The organism is Shewanella fidelis ATCC BAA-318 (assembly GCF_000518605.1).
Lineage (GTDB): Bacteria > Pseudomonadota > Gammaproteobacteria > Enterobacterales > Shewanellaceae > Shewanella > Shewanella fidelis.
In genome coordinates, this window is record NZ_KI912458.1 from 570305 (window position 1) to 590820 (window position 20516).

The following is a 20516-nucleotide window of genomic DNA, read 5'->3' on the forward strand; positions in this document are numbered from 1 at the left end:
GGGTAACCAATGGAAAATTTGCAACTGGTATTGCTATTTTTAGGTGCGATAGCCATTATCGCCGTACTTGTGCATGGTTTTTGGTCGATAAGAAAGCAGCAGCCTAAAGGGTATAAACAAAGCCCTATGACCGACATTAATCGTGATCGTCGTGATGCTGATGGTTTTGATAACGATGGCATTGGTGAGGTTAGGGTTGTAAAAGCGGCCGCAGTAGAAAGTTCACCAGCAAGCGAGGCGACGACAAATAGTCGCAAGAGTGATGATACAGCTGCTTTTGCAGGCGCGAGTACAAGTACTTTTGAATTAAGCCAGACTCCGGCGGAAAAGATAAGCAAAACTCGTGTAGAGCCATCGCTATCGTCAAATAACACAGACATTGATGAGCAAACACCTGTTCAAGAGTCGCTTTTTGCAACAGATGAAACAGTGACTGCACCCGCTAAAACAGCGACGCAGCAGAGCAACCACCCAGCGCAAGAACAAGCGCAAGTTAGTCATCAAACCGCTGAAGCGCAACAGCAGGTAACTGCAGAAGCCGTTGCTGAACCAGAGCCTGCTGAAGAATTAGGTGAACCACAGGATGTATTGGTATTACACGTGGTGGCCAAAGAAGGTGAAGAGCTGCATGGTGCAGAGTTATTGCCATGTTTATTAACGCTTAACTTCAAGTTTGGCGACATGAATATTTTCCATCGCCATGAAGATAACGCAGGTACTGGCAAAGTATTATTCTCTATGGCCAACATGGTTAAACCTGGTGTATTTGATCCGGATAATATGGAGCAGTTCACCACTCAAGGTGTGGTGTTATTTATGACTCTACCATGCCATGGTGATGCGTTAATGAATTTTTCAATTATGCTGAATTCAGCACACCAAATTGCAGATGATTTAGGTGGTGAAGTACTGGACGGTGGCCGTGAACTTTGGCAAGAAAGTACTAAACAAAATTATATTCAACGTATTCGAGCGCTAGTTTAAACCTGATTTGCTGTGAGGTTGTGCCTAATATTTAGGCGGTAAGCGTAGAAATTTGAAAGGCCGCAGCTGCGGCCTTTGTTATTATTTGGACATCAAGATGCAAGCTATTCAATCTGAAATTGCTCAGTTAACCGCTGAACTTAATCAACATAACTATCGTTACTATGTTGACGATAATCCGACCATTCCTGATGCAGAATATGATCGCCTGTTAAATAAGCTCAAAGCATTAGAAGCTGAGCACCCTGAATTTTGTTTAGCAGACTCACCTACTCAAAGAGTGGGTGGTGAGGCCTTAGCCAAGTTTGAACAAATCCAACATTTAAAGCCAATGTTGAGTTTAGACAACGTGTTTGATGAAGCTGAATTTAATGCTTTTAATCAACGCATTGTTGATAAAACAGGTACAGACTTAAGCTATTGTTGTGAGCCAAAGTTGGACGGTTTAGCGGTGAGTATTACCTACCGCAACGGCATTTATGAGCGCGCCGCAACACGTGGTGACGGTCAAACCGGTGAAGATATCACTGAAAACGTCCGCACCATTAAATCAATTCCTTTAACTTTGCGAGGTGAAAATCTGCCTGAACTGGTTGAAGTGCGTGGTGAAGTGATTATGCCTCACAAGGCATTTGAGGCACTTAATGAGCGAGCCAGAGCCAAAGGCGAAAAGCTATTTGTTAATCCACGTAATGCCGCCGCAGGCAGCTTACGCCAATTAGACAGTAAGATCACCGCGAGCCGTGCTCTTGGCTTTTATGCTTATGCTTTAGGTGTTGTCGAACCCGAGTCTTGGCCACTTGCAGATAGTCATTTTGGCCAATTAGAACAGTTACGCTCATGGGGCGTACCAGTTAGCCAAGAGGTCAAAGTTTGTAGTTCTGTTGCCGAAGTGATTGAATATTATAATGATATCCAACAGCGCCGCAGTAGTTTGGCATTTGAGATCGATGGGGTGGTGATTAAGGTTAACCAAATTGCGCATCAGTTAAGTCTTGGTTTTGTGGCTAAGGCACCGCGTTGGGCTACCGCATTTAAGTTTCCTGCTCAAGAAGAGATGACGCTTTTAGAGGGCGTTGATTTTCAGGTTGGGCGTACCGGAGCGGTAACGCCAGTTGCGCGTTTAAAACCGGTATTTGTTGGCGGCGTGACGGTATCAAACGCAACACTGCATAACGCTGATGAAGTGGCACGACTTGGGGTTAAGATTGGTGACACCATTATTATTCGCCGCGCGGGTGATGTTATTCCACAAATCGTTGCAGTCGTTGCTGATAAGCGTCCAGAAGATGCAAAGGATATTGTTTTTCCACCACGTTGTCCTGTTTGTGAAAGTGAAGTAGAACGTGTAGAAGGTGAGGCGGTTGCTCGTTGTACTGGCGGCCTTTTCTGCGAAGCGCAGCGCAAAGAAGCGATTAAACACTTTGCTTCTCGTAAAGCCCTTGATATCGATGGCATGGGCGATAAGGTAGTAGAACAGTTAATTGACAAGGAGCTGGTAGAGAGTCCTGCAGATCTGTTTAAACTGACGGCATCTGCTTTGACCATGTTAGAGCGCATGGGAATGAAGTCGGCGACAAAATTAGTTGCAGCGATAGAAGTGGCAAAGCAGACAACATTTGCACGTTTTCTTTACGCTTTGGGGATCAGGGAAGTTGGTGAGGCCACTGCGGCGAACCTTGCGGCTCATTTTAAGACACTTGATGCGGTTAAGGCGGCGGACGCAGAATCTTTTATTAAAGTTGATGATGTGGGCACGGTTGTCGCCGCTCATTTGACTCACTTTTTTGCACAGCCTCATAACCTTGAGGTGATCGATAAGCTTGTTGAAGCCGGCGTACACTGGCCAGTAATTGAAGAGGTTGCTGAAGAAAACTTATCGCTTAAAGGTCAAACTTGGGTATTAACTGGAACCTTATCTCAGCTAAACCGGAACGATGCTAAAGCTCAGTTGCAAGCGTTAGGTGCTAAGGTGGCAGGTAGCGTTTCTAAAAACACCGACTGTTTGGTGGCTGGAGCTGCGGCGGGCTCAAAGCTTACCAAAGCCCAAGAGCTTGGCGTAAAAGTTATTGATGAAGAAGCACTAATTGCAATCTTGTCATAGCGGTTGTTGTCGTTAGTCATTGCTTTATTGTTTAAAGCTCTCAAGCCATTGGCTGGGAGCTTTTTTATTTGTGCGCTTGAATAATGCTGAAATAGCACCATATCTTATGTAAGTGGCTTAGATTAGGGATAGTTTTTGAATTTTAGCAATATCACTTGGCTTGATGATAAAGGCCACGTTAAACCACCTATTATGCTGTACCTATTATTGGTTTTCATTGCGCGGGGATGGTGTGTATTCATTGCATCTTTGACTCAAGCGAGTGATCGAGCGGCGTTGGTTACATTATTCTACCCTCATAAAGATGACTTCCTTATGGCATTAGCTGCGGGAGCGGGCGCATTGTTTATTTACGCCGCAGTGATCGCAGAAAGAAAACGTAAGCCCGCTTGGGTTCGGCACCTGTTTCCCTATATGAAGTGGTTGCTACTTGGGCTATTAATTGTTGATGGTGCTTTGCTTATTCAGCGGATATTACATAGCTACTACGCATATAGTTGGAGTATGGGTTTAGACGCGTTATTTCTATTTTGGAGTTGCTTATACTTGTATAAATCCAAACATCTGCGACTGTACTTTAATGATTGGCAAGAAAAACAATAAAAAAAGACGCTGCAAGCAGCGTCAAATAGGGATGCTTTTGCAGAGAGTCACTCTGTAAAAGACGCCTTATGTTTACGATAAAACCTTTACCGTTTGATCAAGGGTTATACAGCAACCTAGATCGTCAGAGTAAAAGGACAATTGACAGTATTGTTTCTTAACGATCTTTCGGGGCGACCAGTGTTAAGGAACAATTGCAGTATAGACTCGTTGAATATTGTATACAATCCTTGCAAAAACATTTCTTTGATAGAATTCTTATATGATATTCCTTGCAGTTATTTCGGTTGAAATAGGTTCAGCTGCGAAACAATGCTGTCAATTTTAAATTAACTGTCATAAAGTTGACGCTAAGTGTTTATAATAATTTAAAAATCTATAATATATCCTGCTTAATGTAGAGGATTGTGCTGCCAACAAACAGTTTGATAGTAAGTCTACAAATAGATCTATTGTTGGTTAGTGCAGTTGTTCTATGCGTTGTTATAGGGCGTTAAACCGTCTTAATATGATATTGGAGTGAGATAGATGTCTAAAACTGCCGAGGTGAAAGTGCCCTTGTCAGATCTTAAAGTAGGCATGGTTGTAAAGTTGCCACTTTCATGGACCAATCATCCGTTCTTATTCAATCGCATTGAAATTGAAAGCCCATCACATATCGAGCTAATCAAAACCCTTAATGTCGCCTATGTGTATCTTATTTCCGGAGCAGAATTACTACCCACAAAGGTACAGTCAGCAACAGTTACTCCAAGTCTCACACCACAGCAGTTGGCGCAGGAAGAAAAAGCGCAATTAAGGAAATCATTACGCCAGGGACAACAACGTTTTACTAAAGCGGCTAATGATTGTCGTGGGGCATTTGCTAAGTTAGGTGCCGATCCTCAAGGTGCTTATCGTAGCGCTGCGACGCTAGTTGAAGAGTTGATGGACCATCTTAAAGAAACTGAAACACCTTATTTAGCCTGTGTTGATGCGGGAATTGACATTTCGATAAATCAGCACGGCGTGTCTATTGCTGTATTGGCGATGATGATAGCCCAGACCTTGGGGATGAATCATAGTCAACTGCGAGATATTGCCATGGGGGCATTATTTCACGATATCGGTAAACAAAAAGTCCCGGATATTATTCGCCGTAAAAAAACAAATTTGTCGGATCACGAGATAAATTTTCTCAATATGCATCCTCAATTTGGCTATAACATGCTAGAAAAATCGGCTTTGTTCCCGCCAAAAGTACTGGATATTGTATTGCACCATCATGAATGGATAGATGGCAGTGGTTATCCGCATAAATTGCAAGGTAAGCAGATAGCTGTTGAAACACAAGTTGTCAGCTTAGCCAATGACTTTGAACGTTTACTTCGAGGAGAAGGGCGTTCGCCACAAGTCGCATTAGGTTATTTATTTAAGCATCGAGTGCAAAAGCATGACAGCGCCATGATCTCCGCTTTGGTTAAAGTACTGGGAATTTACCCGCCGGGAACCTTGGTAGAGCTAACAAATGGAGACGTTGCTAAGGTTATGGTCACCACCTCTGAATTTAAAAAGCCGATAATTCGTTGTTGCAACATCGATGGTCAACACTCTGAACTTAAGTTTTTGCAGCAGGAAGATCTTGAGATCAAGGGAGTGATTAAGCTCGAACAACTTTCTACTGCAGCAAAAAGAGTGTTGGATGCTAGCTCGCCAGTGAGCTTTTATTTTAGTACCTTATAGCTCAAATTAAGTTTAATAGCGTTTAAAGAGAAATATATGATCAAATCTGTGGCTATCGTCGGCTGCGGTTGGTTTGGCTTGCCATTAGCTAAATCACTGCTAGAAAAGGGCGTGACGGTATCAGGTAGCAAGCGTTCGCAAGCTGAAGTTGAGCAATTAACTGCGTGTGGCATTAATGGTTTTAGATTCGATTTAGATGATGACATTCACTTAGCGAGTGATGAACAATCTCTCATTAACGCATTAGATCTTGATTGTCTTGTCATTAACATTCCTCCGGGGCTACGAAAAAATCCCAATGCTTATATAGCGCGACTTGAAAAGCTCAAGCGATTGATATCTGGGATTGAGTATAAAAAGGTAATATTTGTCAGTACAACTGGAGTTTATCCGCCCATTAATGGACTGTTAGCCGAGCAGGACGCACAGGTACACTCTGAAGTTAGCGATAAACTATTACAAGCGGAAGCCATGTTTAGTGACACGGCTAATCTGTGTATTGTTCGTTTTGCAGGGCTTGTTGGACCGAAAAGACACCCAGGGCGCTTTTTAGCTGGAAAAAAACAGTTACCGGGTGCAACAGCCGCGGTAAATTTAGTGCACTTAAATGACTGTATTGCTGCGGTTAACCGATTGATTTTTGAGCAAGATGCCAAGGGTACTTATAATGTGTGTGCACCTGTCCACCCAACAAGACAGGTATTTTATGTCGAGGCGGCTAACGCACTTGGCGAAATTGCGCCAGAGTTTATCGAACAGCATGGCGAGAATGAGTCAGTAACAGGTAAGCTTATTAGTAGCGAGCGTTTGCTGACAGAATTGAATTTTCAGTTTCAATTTAGCGATCCAATAGCTATGCTGGACGCATGCGAATAATAAGTGAGTAGGCAACCTATGTGGTAGGTTGCCAATAAAAACTAACTTGAGGACTTATATGAAATTATTGATAAAAGCGTTCAATCACCTCTTTATTGTAGCAATGTTGTGGCTACCACTGCAGATTGCGGCGGCGAATACTTATGTTGAGGGAGTTGATTACGTTAAAATCGCAGGGATCCCTGAAAGTAAAACTCCTGTCGTACGGGAGTTCTTTTCATACAATTGTGGACATTGTTATCGTCAAGATCCGTTTTTTGAACAGACCGCTCACCTTCTTGGAGACGATGTCAGCTTTGAGCGTACCCCCGTTGGTGCAGGTCGAACGAGTTGGATCTTAAGTCAGGAAGCTTACTATCTTGCGCAAAAGTTCAGTGTAACTAAGCAGGTTCACGGCAATATTTTTAGCCGTATTCATGAAAAAGAAGGGGCGTTTACTCGTCCTGAGCAATTAAAAGACTTTTTTGTCAGCCAAGGGCTTGATGGCAAAGACGTTGAAGCAGCTATGAACTCTGCTGACGCTAAATTGGCATTGATGAATTACGATACCCAAGCTCAGTTAGCCGAGATCCGTGGGGTGCCTTCAATCGTGGTTAACGGTAAGTATTTAGTAAAAAATCCAGGAAAAACACCAGAAGATTTAGTGAAGTTAGTCAAGTACCTCAACAACTTACCAGAGTAACCAACAGAGCATTAGCGCACATAGTCTAAATAAAGCCCACTAATCTAGTGGGCTTTTTAGTATCAACTTCTTATAAATTTAATGTTCTACCTTTACGCTTGCCATCTGCACTGATAGCTCTGATCTCGATATGACCTGATACTTGAGCGTTGGGGCTAAATGGCTGCCAACTTTCGTTTTTACCTTCCGTTGGTACAGTGCGATATTCAACCTTAATATTTGGAAATGGCATTTTGACTTTTAACACCCCATTTTTGACAGTCGCTCCCACAGTTGGGATCCGATAAAACACATCAGCCTTGGCAAGTTTAGCGAGCTCTTTAGTGCCCACAATAGAGGCAAAACGTTGCCAATCTTGCGCGCGTTGGGCTTTAGCTTCTGCTGTGAAATGACCTGAGTTTTGGTCGTATACTTGGCCTGAGTAGTCGTAATCTAGCTCCCATGGAGCTTTATGCCAAGCCCGCTCTGCAAGAGCCAGTAATCGCGGAAATAACATGTATTCTGCTTGAGCATCACTTCTTAGCATTTCACTCCAAAGGTGACCTTGAACACCTTTAAAGCGAACGCCTTTATCTAGGGGAGATAGGCTATCATCTGAACGATAAGGGTGACCTTTCTTATCAAGCCAAAATTCTGCATGAGCGGGCAAATTATCAGGCATGAATTGAAATACTTTTTGAGTATCAATGCTGCGTGCAGCCCAGTGATTTCCTCGCTCTTGCGGGTGGGCTTGATAAGGGAAGTCAAAATAGGTTGCTTCAGGAGTTGAGATAATGGTGTCCCAACGATAATTGGCTTGTTTATGGGTAGCGAGATGACCTTTTTCAAATAACAATGACCAAGAGTTAGTCTGTACCTGTTTAGGCATGTTTTTTGGTCGAGTTTCTCCCATACCATCATTCCAGCCTGCAACTTTAATCTGTTTATCAGCTAACATTGCCGATACTCTTTCTATAAAGTAACCATTTAATGTGTGTAATCCAGCAAGTTTATCTGCTTGCTTAGCTTTTAAGGCATCACAAGCTGGTGAGGCTAGCCAAGCACCTGCGGTTTCATCAGCACCAATATGGTAGGTGGTAAGCGGTGTTCCAGCCTGTTGGTGCAGGTTTTGTACTTCGGTGATAACTTTTTCAATGAAGCGATAAGTACTGTCTAAACAGACGTTAAGGGTATTATCCGAGTAATGCTGGATTGAACTGTATTGTGTTTTATCTTCAGGCTCAACAAGACGGTATTGCTCGGCACCTTTGATATCGCCATTAGCCAAATAGCGATTGTATCTCGCTTCCATTGCATGGATTGCAGCACGGCTATGCCCTGGCATATCTAAAGAGGGGATAACTTGGATATGTCTGGCTTTGGCGTAACGGAGGATCTCGAGGTAATCAGCTACACTGTAATGGCCATCAGTTTGGCTACTTCCACTTATCTCACTGCCGAGCTGGGGCATTAAGCAATCATTTGGTGCATTAAAACAGCGCTTGCCGCCTACTTCACTTAACTCCGCTAGCCCTGGGATCTCTAGGCGCCAACCTTCGTCATCCGCTAGATGCAGATGCAGTTTATTGAGCTTATACGCAGCCATTTGATCTAGGGTTTTTAATAGAAAGGCTTTGGATAGAAAGTTTCTCGCAACATCAATATGCAAGCCTCGAAAGCGATATCTTGGAGAGTCATTTATTTCAAGGCTAGCTATGTTGGGATTATCAATCGCCACTAAGCCTGCAAGTGACATCAGGCCATAAAAAGCGCCGCTAGCTGAGTTGGCTGTGATCGTTATGGCATCAGCTGTGCTGCTAAAAACATAGTTTTCACTGCCTTGGACTGTTTGATTAACGTTAATGTTGACGGGAAATCCAGTTTTTGAACGGGGTAAGCCAACGAGGGCTAAACGTTCAAATGCCGGATTAAGCTCTGCTAGTGATACGCCAGAGGTCGTGAATGCCAAGCCTTTAGATAAATCAATGGTCTCTTTGGATAAGAGCTTAACTGAAGCCGGCTTGGGAATTAAGCTGGTTTGTATGTCGATATTAGTGTCGATTTCAGGTGTTATCGCAAAAATATGTTCAGCACTGGCCCATTGGGTATTATCTGTTTTAGACAGTTTAAATTGTGATGTCGCATCGGTAAAAGGGAGTAAATATTTCTGGGTTTCTAAGCCCGTTTCAGCATCGATGCTGGTTTTTGTACTATCAATCACAGTTGCAGTTAGATCTTGAGCATGAACAAAGTAGTTAGGCATAAACTCAGACCGCGTGATTTGCGAGCCATAGCTATAGTAGTCAATGACAATAGGTTGATTAGCCTTAAAGCCTGTAAATTCAGCTGTTGGGGTTATTCTATGTAAATCACCATTAATATGGGTAATGGTAAAATCGGTGGAGTCTACCGTTTGCACAGGCGTTAACTGACTAAAGTAAATGGCCCAGTTTTTGAAGTCAGGTTCATAATCCAGCGGATATTGAAGGTGGATCCGAGAACGATAGCAAGATTTAAGCTCATTAGGGCATAGCTCAGGTGCAGAATCGACAAACTCTTGTTGTACTAATAAGTTGCTGGCAAGCGTATTTAGATTTGATTGCGTGGCAGGTGCCGCAACAAGGCTTGAAGTCATTGTACTGAGCGAAAGTAAACCTGTGATAATTATTCTTTTATTCATTGTATTTACCTTGATGATGCTAAGTGTAAATGGGCAGCGCCTAGCAACGCACTGTCATGTTGGTTTGAGGGAGAAATAGTGAGGTTCTGAATGACCTTTTGATATGGGAAGGTTTTCAATCCCTTCCATACTGCTTCGATAAACAGATCAAACGAGTGAGAGACAGAGCCACCGATCACAATCACTTGCGGATCGATGATCAGCAGGAGATGAGCAATGGCATGGGCAAGGTGTTGACCAAATTGCTCGAATGCCGCTATTGCGTGTGTATCGCCGGCTCTAGCCGATAGCGCTAGCTCAGCGCCATTAACCCCATATTGCAATTCAAAAAAGCGCCCTGAACAATAATCGTCAATTGTGGAGTTAAGGTAGCTGATTTCACCAACTTCACCAGCCGAACAGTTTTGTCCTTGATAGAGTTGATTTTGGATGATAAATCCTGAGCCAACACCTGTGCCTAGACACAAGCCAACGATATCGTTATAGCCTTTTCCCGCACCAAATTTATGTTCGCCAGCTGTAAAGCAGTTGACGTCATTATTAACGTAAACCTCAACTTTATAGTGCTGCTCTAACCTAGATTTTAGATCAAACTTTTTCCACGCAGGAATGTTGACTGCGTCGTATACCACCCCTAGCTGAGTATCAACTATACAAGGCACACCAATAGCAATACCGATTGTGTTTTGTATAAAAAAAGTATCAATGCAGTGAATAATAAAAGCTTCAATGTTTTCTAAATTTGCATTCGCGCAAAATTTAAATGAACGTGAATCTTCGATTACACCATTAACATAACGGCCTGCATTGATTTTAGTGCCACCAATATCGAGAGTGACAATTGAAGGAAAACTCATATTAAACCTAGTCATAACTCTGTAATTTATTCAGAGTGAATAAGATGGATACTTAATTAAATACAGCTAATGATTTTAATATTACAAAATTAAATGTTTTCGCTAGTTTCTGCTTTTCTCCTAAATATAGTGATAGTGCTATTTTTGACTAAAGGCTTGGCCCAAAAGCCGATGCTAAATATATAAAACAGCATGATATAAACCACGACGAGTCCAGCTCTGAGATCGCCAGTTATATCTGCGATTAAGCCAACTAATGGGGAGGCTAAACCGCCGCCAACAATGCCTGTACATAAGATGCCAGCAACTGAACCGTGGTGGTTTTTTACCGAGTTAAGAGCCAGAGAAAATATTACTGACCACATTACTGATAAAAAGAAGCCGACTAAGGGAAAAGCAATAACGCTTATTGATTTACTACCCAAAATGGCGGCGCTTAAAGAGAGAATGGCGCATGCAGAAAAGCCTATGAGCACAATTCTGCTATCAAGTAGTTTAACGAGAGCCAGTCCTAGAATGCAGCCAAGGGTCAGCATTAACCAAAAACGACTGACAACGCTAGCACCTTCTGTTACCGGATCAAGCCCATGATATTGCTGTAGGAACAGAGACATTGCATTAGCAACTCCTTGCTCGGCACCAACATATGCTGCAATTGCAACAAAAAATAAAATAACGGCTTTATTTTTAAGTAATTGTTTATAAATAGACAAGGTGCCTACTGACTCAGATTCGTTGCGATTAACTTGTGGAAAGTTAACCCTTGAGATGATTAGCAGCATGGCAATTGATATGACTGCAAATAGCCAATACATCGATAACCAATTCATATCATTGGGTACAAGATAGCTAAGTAAATTGATTAATGGACTTTGCTCATGTTGCTGGTTGAGGCCGGTAACAAAATAACTGTATACCAAGGGACTGAGAGTACCAGCCGCACCGAAAAGCAGCTGGCCAGATACAGAGTAGAAAGCAAAGTTCTCCTCGCCACCGACCACCCTCAACAATGGGTTAATCGCGACCTGTAACATCGCCATGCCAGAGCCAATAAGAAACAGCGATAACATTGCCATTGAAAAGCTTGGCAATAAGCCGAATAACAGTGCGCCGGTTGCGGCCATAGAAAATGCGATATAAAGCACCGTTTTTTCGCCAAATTTGTCGACCAAGATCCCCGAGGGAATAGACATCACACCATAAGCGGCGAAAAACGAGAAAGGTAGGAAACCCGCGATAGTAAGGCTGATATTAAAATCGCTAACGAGTGAGGGAAATATAGGGCCCAAAATATTAGTTATAAAAGAAACGACGAAAAAGGTGAGCAATACCACTCCTACTAAAAATAGGTTCTTATTCATTATTAATATCCTTTGTGCATATAAATCAGCTTAAATAGGCCATGCAAGATTTAAAGTGATAGTTATTAGGTCGTTATATATTGCCTAGCTTTTATTTGAGTTGAGATACATAACTATCAAATGGTAATACTATTCAACCATTGAGTTTTCTTCGTCAGTAAGCTAGTTAGACTTGAACGGAATGCGTTATAGGGAAAGTCAAAATCTAAAGTGAAAGTGATGGTTATCTAGAAGCTGATAATGTTCTCCATGTAATGAGTTCCAAACGGAGTCAGCGCTACTTAAAAGGACACAGTAAATTAATCCATCTCAGTTTAACTTTACTTGTTCACATTCCAGCAACGCAGAACGGTCTGTAAGTTCAATTATCAAGCGTTAAAGATAGATAAGTATTATTACTTAATTGAAATGTACCTAAATTAATAGGCTCCGCGGTATAAGTTAGTAATAGTTTTTTAACATTTTAAGTGTAGGGAAACAGGACTAACCATGAAAGCTAATAATAATTTAAAAATGTTTAAGCGCTCTAGTTTGGCACTTTGTGTTACGGGTGTGTTGATGGGGGCATCGAGCCCAGTTTTTGCGGCCGAGGGGCCGCAAGCAGATGAAAATATAGAGGTGATAGAAGTAAAGGGCATGCGTAGCTCATTGCAAAAGTCGCTAAACACCAAACGGTTTGCCAACTCTGTTGTAGATGCAATTACTGCAGAAGATATTGGTAAATTTCCTGACAAAAATGTCGGCGATGCACTGCAACGCATTTCAGGGGTCACTGTTGAGCGTCAATACGGTGAGGTGAGTGGGGTGACAATTCGAGGTACCGCGCCGGAACAATCTCGTATTTTGCTTAATGGTCAGTCAGTGGCAAATACCTCATGGTATGACTTAGGACCAGCGACTCGAACCTTTAATATGGAGCTTGTAGGTGCTGAGCAGATCTCCGGGGTTGAAGTGTATAAATCCCCTGAAGCACGCATTGAAGAGGGCGCATTGGGCGGTACGGTAAATCTACAAACTCGTAAACCGCTCGATTTAGATGCGAATACTTATATGATTTCTGCCGAAGTTGCGCGTAGTTCTCTATATGAAGAAAATGATCCTGGCGCTGCATTTTTGGGAAGTTGGAAAAATGAAGATGAACGCTTTGGTATTCTGGCTGCCTATTCCTATGAAAAGCTGACTTCAGGTCGTCAGGTTTTAGAGTCTTTAAGTGGTTATTACCCTTACTTTGCCGCTAACGAGCAAACCGGTGAAGAAGCCGCTGTAGGTGCATGGGGTATTGGTTCTCAAGCGTTTAGGGCAGAGCGTGAGCGCACAAGTGCGCAGGTAACCTTGCAATTTATGGCAACGGAAGACTTTGAACTGACCTTAGATTACTTTAATTTTGAGTTTGATAATCCCCATGTTAACCATAACTTCTTAACAGTCAGCGCCCGTGGTGCTGAAGCAACAAATGTGGTGAATAATGCGTTAGGTGGCACTGAGTCTGCGACGATTCAGCCAGCATATGCATCTATTATTTATAACCCTGTGGTGCGTCATGCGGTGAATATGCAAGCAGACGTACTTAACCTAACCGGTAAATATACTGGCGATGGCTATACCTTAAGTGGCGTTGTAGGCCAGTCAACTTCAGAGGGCGGAACTCAAGGCGGCTCTTCTTCTTGGTGGATCCCAGCTACCGATGAAGGGGATAAAATTGGTGATCCGGCATTTCCTAATGGGCAGACAAGCGTTGATGGCGGTTTTAGTTACGATGCAACAGGGCCTTATCAAGTTCAGTTAACCTCTCTTGATGCCACAGATGCATCGCAGTTGAAACATGCGCAAGAAGCCAACTATGAAAGTTCACTGCAAGATCACGATATTGCTTATGCGCAGTTTGATGTGGTTTTTGAACTAGATAATGACTATATCGATAATATTGCAACAGGTATTAAATACAACACGAGTGACTTCTCACGCGAGGCTTATAACCGAAATCCAAGTGAGATCATAGGCTTTGTTCCTGATGGTAATCTTGCCAATTGGAGTGGTGGGGTACTGACGGGGCTGCACTCGCAATCACCGGGTAATACACTTAATTCATATGCTTATCTTGATGAAAATAAGTGGTGGGATTTTATCAGCCAAAAGTACAGCAATGGCGAACTTGTTGAAGTGCTAAATAAAGGCAATACCTTCTCGGTAGAAGAGGAGATGTTGGCTCTTTACGCTCAAGTTGACTTTTCCGGTGATAACTACCGCGGTAACTTAGGCGTTCGCTACGTTACGACGGAGCAAAAATCTACTGGTTATGCTGATGGCAATGTATTCAATGAAACCGTTGATTATGATAATTGGTTACCAAGTTTGAACATCGCTTATAACCTATCTGATGATTTGATTTTACGTGGTGCTGCTTCAAAGGTGATGGCACGCAATAACTACAGCGACCTCAAGCCAGGACTCAATATTGCGCAAAATATTGGTAGCGCAAATGGTGGTAACCCTAATCTGAAACCTTATGAATCTACGCAAGCTGATGTTGGTGTTGAGTGGTACTTCTCGCCTTCTTCACTGCTATCAGCCGCTGTTTTTGTTAAAGAAATTGACAACGTTGTCAATGTGGTTGAAAGCATTGAATATGTTGAAACATGTGGACCAACTGAAGATGAGTGGGATGAATGCCGTGTTACGCGTCCACAAAACAGTGGTGATGGGTCCGTTACCGGCGTAGAGCTGCAGTTACAACACACTTGGGATTCAGGTATAGGGTTCTTAAGTAATTACACTTATGTTGATAGTGAGCAAACCAATGCTAATGGTGAAAAAGAGTTAGTGCCGGGCGTATCTGAGAATTCATTCAATGGTTCTGTATTTTATGAGAATGACTATATCACCGCTCGTGTTGCGTATAACTGGCGTACAGAGTGGCAAGGTGTTGGCGCACTAAATACGGTTCTTAATGATGACTACAGTCAATGGGATGCTTCAATTACTTGGCATGTAATGGAAAACCTTAACTTAACACTAGAAGGGGTTAACTTGACCAATGAAGTGATCCAGTCTCGTGATACTAACTATGACTTAACTCAAAATACCATCGAGTTTGGTTCACGTTATTATCTAGGAGCAAGTTACCAATTCTAAATAATTAATAATGACTTAGACACAAGGAGAGGCTGGTATTGGCTCTCCTTTTTGTGCTTGTTAACGGGCATGAAAGTCACATTAATGTTCGAGTTGTTTTTCATTGTCATTGTGAACTTAGGAATTGCTAAATGGAACTTATCAAAAAAATAGTGATTGTAGGTGGCGGTACATCTGGTTGGATGGCGGCAGCTGCGCTCGCAAATGCCCAAACTGTAACACCAGTCGAGATAACCTTAATCGAGTCTAGTCAGATTGGCACGATAGGGGTAGGTGAAGGCTCCACACCTTATTTGAAACACTTTATGGCATCACTCGGTTTTACCGAATCAGACTGGATGAGTCGCTGTGATGCAAGTTATAAAACGGGTATATACTTCGATGATTGGAATCATGCTGGCAGTCGCTATTTTCATCCATTTTACAATGATTTAGATGTAAAGCCTGCGGAAGTGTTTTTTCATTGTGCTAACACAAGACGTCGAGGGGCGGGGCCTCATATTATTGGAGATGATTTTTTTCTTAGCGGTCAGCTTGCACAACTCAATCTTGCTCCTAAGCCACATAAATCTTTGCCCGTTGAACCTGAGTATGGTTATCACTTTGATGCGGCAAAATTGGCAAAAGTGCTTAAACAGTTTGCATTAGCTAAAGGCGTCAGCCATTTAATTGATGATGTTACGACTGTTGTTCAAGATAACAATGACAATATCGCCAAGCTTAACCTTAAAAGCGGTATTAATGTCAGCGGCGACTTTTTTATTGATGCAAGCGGGTTTCGTGCGGTGTTGATAGAGCAAGCATTAGATGTCCCCTTTGAATCATTTGCAGCTGAGCTTGCAAATGACGCGGCTGTGGCTGTAAGTACTCAATTAGATGGGGAAATACCTAAACCCTATACGACTTCTAAAGCCTTGACAGCAGGTTGGATGTGGCGAATACCTCTAACTTCAAGGGTAGGTAATGGCTACGTATATAGCTCTGCTCATCTTAGCCCGCGGCAAGCAGAGCTTGAGTTAGCTGCTGAGCTTAATATCGATGCAGACAACAGTGATTTTAAACATGTGAACATGAGAGTTGGCATGCGTCGCAGCCCGTGGACCAAAAATGTGTTAGCGATAGGTTTATCTCATAGTTTTGTCGAACCTTTAGAGGCAACAGCATTAATGGTTACCCAATGGGGAATAGAATCCTTTGTGAAAACGTTAACAGTTCAACATCCAGCGATTGATTTAGCGCAGTCCCGAAAGGCTTATAATCAGCAGTTAACTCGATTGGTACTTGGAGTAAAAGAGTATATTCATGCTCACTATGTTACTAGCCAACGTCGGGATAGTGAGTATTGGCGCCAAGTAACTAAACCTGAGCAGATGCAACCTCGGCTTGCAGAAATAATGTCGTGTTGGCGCACAGGCCAAGATTTTGATGCGCTTATGTATCGTTTAGATGTTGAGCTTGCGTATTTTAGCCCCTCTTGGTACGCCTTATTTGCGGGAATGGACTATCGTGACGAAAAGCTGTTTATTAAGCAGCACCGCATAGCGCCACAAGTGATAGACAAAGCACAAAACTATTTTAAACAAATAGCCCTAAACTATTTTGCTAACACAGCAGAATAAACTCAATTGGAATAAAATATAATGCAATATTTTATTCCACTTAGGTCTAATTCTCATGCAGTGCCCCCAAGTTAGAATTCCTTAATCAATATTATTTATGGTTGGCATTTTTAATTTTTAGAAAATCAATAAATAGCGTTACCACTCTCTCCGCTAGGATGCGCTAAATAAACGGACTTATAAAATGAAACCTATGTGTGAAAAAGTGATCCCGTCAGCTAATAGCTCATGGCGCTTTGTTAAATATGAATTACCTAATATTGACTTCAACTGGCATTACCATCCCGAATATGAAATTTGCCTAACCTTAAACTCATCAGGCTTGAGGTATGTTGGCGACAATATTGAAGAGTATGCTGGTGCCGATCTGGTACTTGTTGGGCCGAATATGCCACATACATGGCATACAGAGCCAAACGATGACGGCAGCATACAAACGGTATATGTTGCACAGATCCCGAAGCTTTGGTTAGAAGGTTTGATTGATGAGCATAAGGAATTTGTTGAGCTTAAGTCCATGTTAGATCTGTCTTGTAGAGGGCTACTCTTTGGCTCTGAGTGCACAAAAAAAGCCCAAGAACTGTTTGTGAATATGCAAAAGGCTGACCCTTTTAATCGTTTTGTACAACTTGTTAGTTTACTGAATATGATGAAATCAGATCCGCAGGTGAAGATTTTATCAAGTAGCTTTTTTACTTTTGGCCACCGTACCGATGTGGGAATAGATAAGTTAGATAGGGTGATTGAGTATATTTATAACAATTTTGAACGTGCTATTTATGCTGAAGAACTTGCAGAGATAGCGCATATGAGTACCAACCATTTTCATCGTTTTTTTAAAAAGCGAACTGAACGAACCTTGACCACTTTTATTAATCAATTGCGCATTGGTAAAGCTTGTAAGTTATTAATTAATTCAAATCATCCGATAGCTGTTATTAGTGATCAGTGTGGTTTTAATAACACGTCGAACTTTAATCGCCAGTTTCTATCAATAAAAGGCAGTACCCCCAGCGCTTTTAGAAATAGCATAAAAATTAAACATGTCCTGTCTTAGCACTCACTTTGTGAGGGCTGGTATTAACAGACGTTAGAAAGTGGCGTTTATTAATATCAGCCATTTGCGGTTTAACTGAACAACTTGCTATATCAGCTCCAAGCAGCCCCTGCGATTATTCATCATATTAGCTTTTATCTACATGTTAGTTGCAGTTTTATGCTCAAGCTTTTTGCCTTTTCACTACTACCTTGGTCTAAGGTCTTGTTTGAAAAACACTCAAGCCTTACGCGTACGTAAACCTTTAAGTACTTGTTTAAAATGTGGTTTGTTGTTTTAACTTATTTGGTTAACGTTGGCGTTAGACTAAGGTCTTGATTGTTGTTCTTTGTGTGCTTGTTAGATTAAGTCATGACTTAAATATAAAAACAGTACATGGGAGTCACTATGAGTTTTGAAAGCAACGAAAAGGCAGAAGGATATTGGCGCGAGAATTTGCGTCTTGTTTTAGGTTTACTCGTCATATGGGCGGCGGTGTCATTTGGCTGCGGTATTTTATTAGTAGATGTGCTCAATGAGATCCATTTCATGGGCTTTAAATTGGGATTCTGGTTTGCGCAACAGGGTTCTATGTATGTTTTTGTTGCACTTATTTTTGTCTACGTCGCTAAGGCGAACGCGTTAGATAAAAAATATGGCGTTCACGAAGATTAAGCCCAAGTCATTATATAAGGATTCATGAGATGGATGTACAAACATTAACTTATCTGATTGTTGGGTTTACATTTGCCCTCTATATCGGCATTGCGATTTGGTCTCGAGCGGGATCAACTAAAGAGTTTTATGTCGCTGGTGGTGGTGTGCCGCCAGTAATGAATGGTATGGCAACTGCTGCTGACTGGATGTCTGCTGCGTCGTTTATTTCTCTAGCAGGTATTGTTTCCTTTGTCGGCTATGACGGTTCTGTATACCTAATGGGCTGGACTGGTGGTTACGTATTACTGGCGCTTTGTATGGCACCGTACCTGCGTAAATTTGGTAAGTTTACGGTACCTGACTTTATTGGTGATCGTTACTACTCTCAAGCTGCTCGTACTGTAGCAGTCGTGTGTGCGATTTTTATTTGCTTTACTTATATTGCAGGGCAAATGCGTGGCGTAGGTGTTGTATTCTCTCGCTTCCTAGAGGTTGAGGTTGATACCGGCGTATATATTGGTATGGCTGTGGTATTTTTCTATGCTGTACTTGGTGGTATGAAAGGGATTACCTACACTCAGGTGGCTCAGTACTGCGTATTGATTTTTGCTTTCATGGTTCCTGCTATCTTTATCTCTGTGATGATGACAGGTCACATTATTCCGCAAATCGGTTTTGGTGCTGAATTGGTCGATGCTGCCGGTAATGGCACAGGAGAATACTTGCTAGATAAGCTCGATGGATTATCAAACGAGCTGGGATTTGCTCAATACACCGAAGGGTCTAAGAGCATGATTGATGTGTTCTTTATCACAGGTGCATTGATGTTTGGTACTGCGGGTTTACCTCATGTGATTGTACGTTTCTTTACTGTGCCAAAAGTTAAAGATGCACGTGTATCAGCGGGTTGGGCGTTAGTGTTTATCGCTATTATGTACACTACTGTGCCTGCATTATCAGCGTTTTCTCGTGTAAATATGATTGAAACCATTAATGGTCCAGAGTCGACAGGTGTTGCCTATGAAACCGCACCAGATTGGATTAAAAACTGGGAAAAGACAGGTCTTATCACATGGGATGACAAGAATGACGACGGTAAGATCTTCTATACAGCGGGAGCTGAAAACGAGATGAAGATTGACCGTGACATCATGGTACTTGCTACTCCAGAGATTGCTGACCTTCCTGCATGGGTGATTGCATTAGTGGCCGCTGGTGGTTTGGCTGCGGCGCTATCAACTTCTGCTGGTTTATTATTGGTGATTTCAACGTCTGTGTCTCACGACTTATTGAAGAAAAACTTGATGCCAAATATTTCCGATAAGAAGGAGCTTATGTATGCACGATTAGCTTCTGCTGCAGGTATTGTAATGGCGGGTTACTTCGGTATTAATCCTCCGGGCTTTGTTGCCGCGGTAGTCGCAATTGCATTTGGTCTCGCTGCATCATCTTTGTTCCCTGCAATTATCATGGGGATCTTCTCTAAAACAGTGAATAAAGAAGGTGCGATTGCAGGTATGGTGACAGGTTTACTATTTAGTGCTAGCTATATTGTGTACTTTAAGTTTGTTAACCCATCTGCCAACTCTGCTGAGAACTGGTTATTTGGCATATCACCAGAAGGTATTGGTTTATTCGGTATGATGGTTAACTTCTGTGTGGCATTTGCTGTTAGCCGAGTGACTAAAGCTGTACCACAAGATGTCGTAGATATGGTTGAGTCAATTCGATTCCCTAAAGGCTCTGGTGAAGCTCACGATCACTAGGCTTTAGATTAAAACTAAGCTAATAAAAAAGAGTGCTTCGGCACTCTTTTTTGTGTGTTATTCGGTCTGCTTATAATCATAATGAGCGCAAGCGGGTTCATTGTTCAAAACGAAGGCTAGATAATTCGGCCTTTAAATTTTTGGATTGATTATATGAAAAAGTATCTGCCCTTGATGGCACTCTCTATTGCTCTTATTTCACCGAGCTTGTTTGCGCAAAATGTTCTTAAGGATGCCGTACGTCTGAACAGGGATATTAAGGAGACTAAGTCTGAATATAAAGACGAACTTAGGCGTACTAAACATAAACTCAATAAAGTTGAGCGTAATGCCGCTAAAAAAGTAGAGAAAATAAAAGGGGGATTAGATCCCAAACAGCAGATAAAAGATAAAGTTAGTCGTGAGATCAAGCAAAAAAAGCGTAAAGCGATAACCAACTGGTTAGCGGAGTAAACCGC

15 protein-coding genes are annotated in these 20516 nt (G+C 42.1%); 12 read left to right on the forward strand and 3 right to left on the reverse strand.

Going from position 1 to position 20516, the window contains the following annotated elements; translation table 11 throughout:
* The first annotated feature begins 9 nt into the window (after window positions 1–9).
* From zipA to L884_RS0116005, 6 genes are all read left to right on the forward strand, one after another.
* Window positions 10–984, forward strand: a complete 975-nt coding sequence (zipA, locus tag L884_RS0115980) for a cell division protein ZipA (protein ID WP_028768434.1) — start codon at window positions 10–12, stop codon at window positions 982–984.
* 97 nt (window positions 985–1081) lie between these two features.
* Entirely contained in the window at window positions 1082–3088 is a 2007-nt protein-coding gene (gene ligA / locus L884_RS0115985; RefSeq protein WP_028768435.1) for an NAD-dependent DNA ligase LigA, read from the forward strand.
* Window positions 3089–3223: 135 nt separating this feature from the next.
* Window positions 3224–3691, forward strand: a complete 468-nt coding sequence (locus L884_RS0115990; protein WP_028768436.1) for a DUF2919 domain-containing protein — start codon at window positions 3224–3226, stop codon at window positions 3689–3691.
* Window positions 3692–4219: 528 nt separating this feature from the next.
* Window positions 4220–5413, forward strand: coding sequence for a cyclic di-GMP phosphodiesterase (locus L884_RS0115995; protein WP_028768437.1), 1194 nt, complete (start codon window positions 4220–4222; stop codon window positions 5411–5413).
* Window positions 5414–5449: 36 nt separating this feature from the next.
* A complete protein-coding gene (locus L884_RS0116000; RefSeq protein WP_028768438.1) occupies window positions 5450–6289 on the forward strand; it encodes an SDR family oxidoreductase in 840 nt (279 codons plus the stop codon).
* A 58-nt stretch (window positions 6290–6347) separates the two neighbouring features.
* Window positions 6348–6971 carry a thiol:disulfide interchange protein DsbA/DsbL gene (locus L884_RS0116005; protein WP_028768439.1) on the forward strand — a complete coding sequence of 208 codons (624 nt, stop codon included), beginning with the start codon at window positions 6348–6350 and terminating at the stop codon, window positions 6969–6971.
* Between the two features lie 70 nt (window positions 6972–7041).
* Here the strand turns inward: L884_RS0116005 and L884_RS0116010 are convergent, their stop codons facing one another.
* The 3 genes from L884_RS0116010 to L884_RS0116020 form a co-directional block, all read right to left on the reverse strand.
* Window positions 7042–9630: a family 20 glycosylhydrolase gene (locus L884_RS0116010; protein ID WP_028768440.1), complete on the reverse strand. Its 2589-nt coding sequence runs from the start codon at window positions 9628–9630 to the stop codon at window positions 7042–7044.
* Window positions 9631–9635: 5 nt separating this feature from the next.
* Window positions 9636–10487, reverse strand: coding sequence for an ROK family protein (locus L884_RS0116015; protein ID WP_037411028.1), 852 nt, complete (start codon window positions 10485–10487; stop codon window positions 9636–9638).
* An 89-nt stretch (window positions 10488–10576) separates the two neighbouring features.
* Window positions 10577–11848, reverse strand: a complete 1272-nt coding sequence (locus L884_RS0116020; protein ID WP_028768442.1) for an MFS transporter — start codon at window positions 11846–11848, stop codon at window positions 10577–10579.
* A gap of 489 nt (window positions 11849–12337) precedes the next feature.
* On the opposite strand from L884_RS0116020, the gene L884_RS0116025 reads away from it, so the two are divergent.
* The 6 genes from L884_RS0116025 to L884_RS0116050 all read left to right on the forward strand — a co-directional run bounded on the left by L884_RS0116025 (window position 12338) and on the right by L884_RS0116050 (window position 20511).
* Window positions 12338–14980 (forward strand): TonB-dependent receptor, encoded by a 2643-nt coding sequence (locus L884_RS0116025; RefSeq protein ID WP_028768443.1) that lies wholly within the window; start codon window positions 12338–12340, stop codon window positions 14978–14980.
* Between the two features lie 131 nt (window positions 14981–15111).
* Window positions 15112–16599, forward strand: coding sequence for a tryptophan halogenase family protein (locus tag L884_RS0116030; protein WP_028768444.1), 1488 nt, complete (start codon window positions 15112–15114; stop codon window positions 16597–16599).
* A 184-nt stretch (window positions 16600–16783) separates the two neighbouring features.
* The gene (locus L884_RS0116035; protein ID WP_028768445.1) at window positions 16784–17656 is read left to right on the forward strand and encodes an AraC family transcriptional regulator; all 873 of its coding nucleotides are present in this window, start codon (window positions 16784–16786) and stop codon (window positions 17654–17656) included.
* Between the two features lie 387 nt (window positions 17657–18043).
* Complete coding sequence (locus L884_RS0116040; RefSeq protein WP_028768446.1) at window positions 18044–18310, forward strand: DUF4212 domain-containing protein; 267 nt, start codon at window positions 18044–18046, stop codon at window positions 18308–18310.
* 29 nt (window positions 18311–18339) lie between these two features.
* Window positions 18340–20058 carry a sodium:solute symporter family protein gene (locus L884_RS0116045; protein WP_028768447.1) on the forward strand — a complete coding sequence of 573 codons (1719 nt, stop codon included), beginning with the start codon at window positions 18340–18342 and terminating at the stop codon, window positions 20056–20058.
* A 153-nt stretch (window positions 20059–20211) separates the two neighbouring features.
* Window positions 20212–20511: a hypothetical protein gene (locus tag L884_RS0116050; RefSeq protein WP_028768448.1), complete on the forward strand. Its 300-nt coding sequence runs from the start codon at window positions 20212–20214 to the stop codon at window positions 20509–20511.
* Window positions 20512–20516 lie beyond the last annotated feature (5 nt).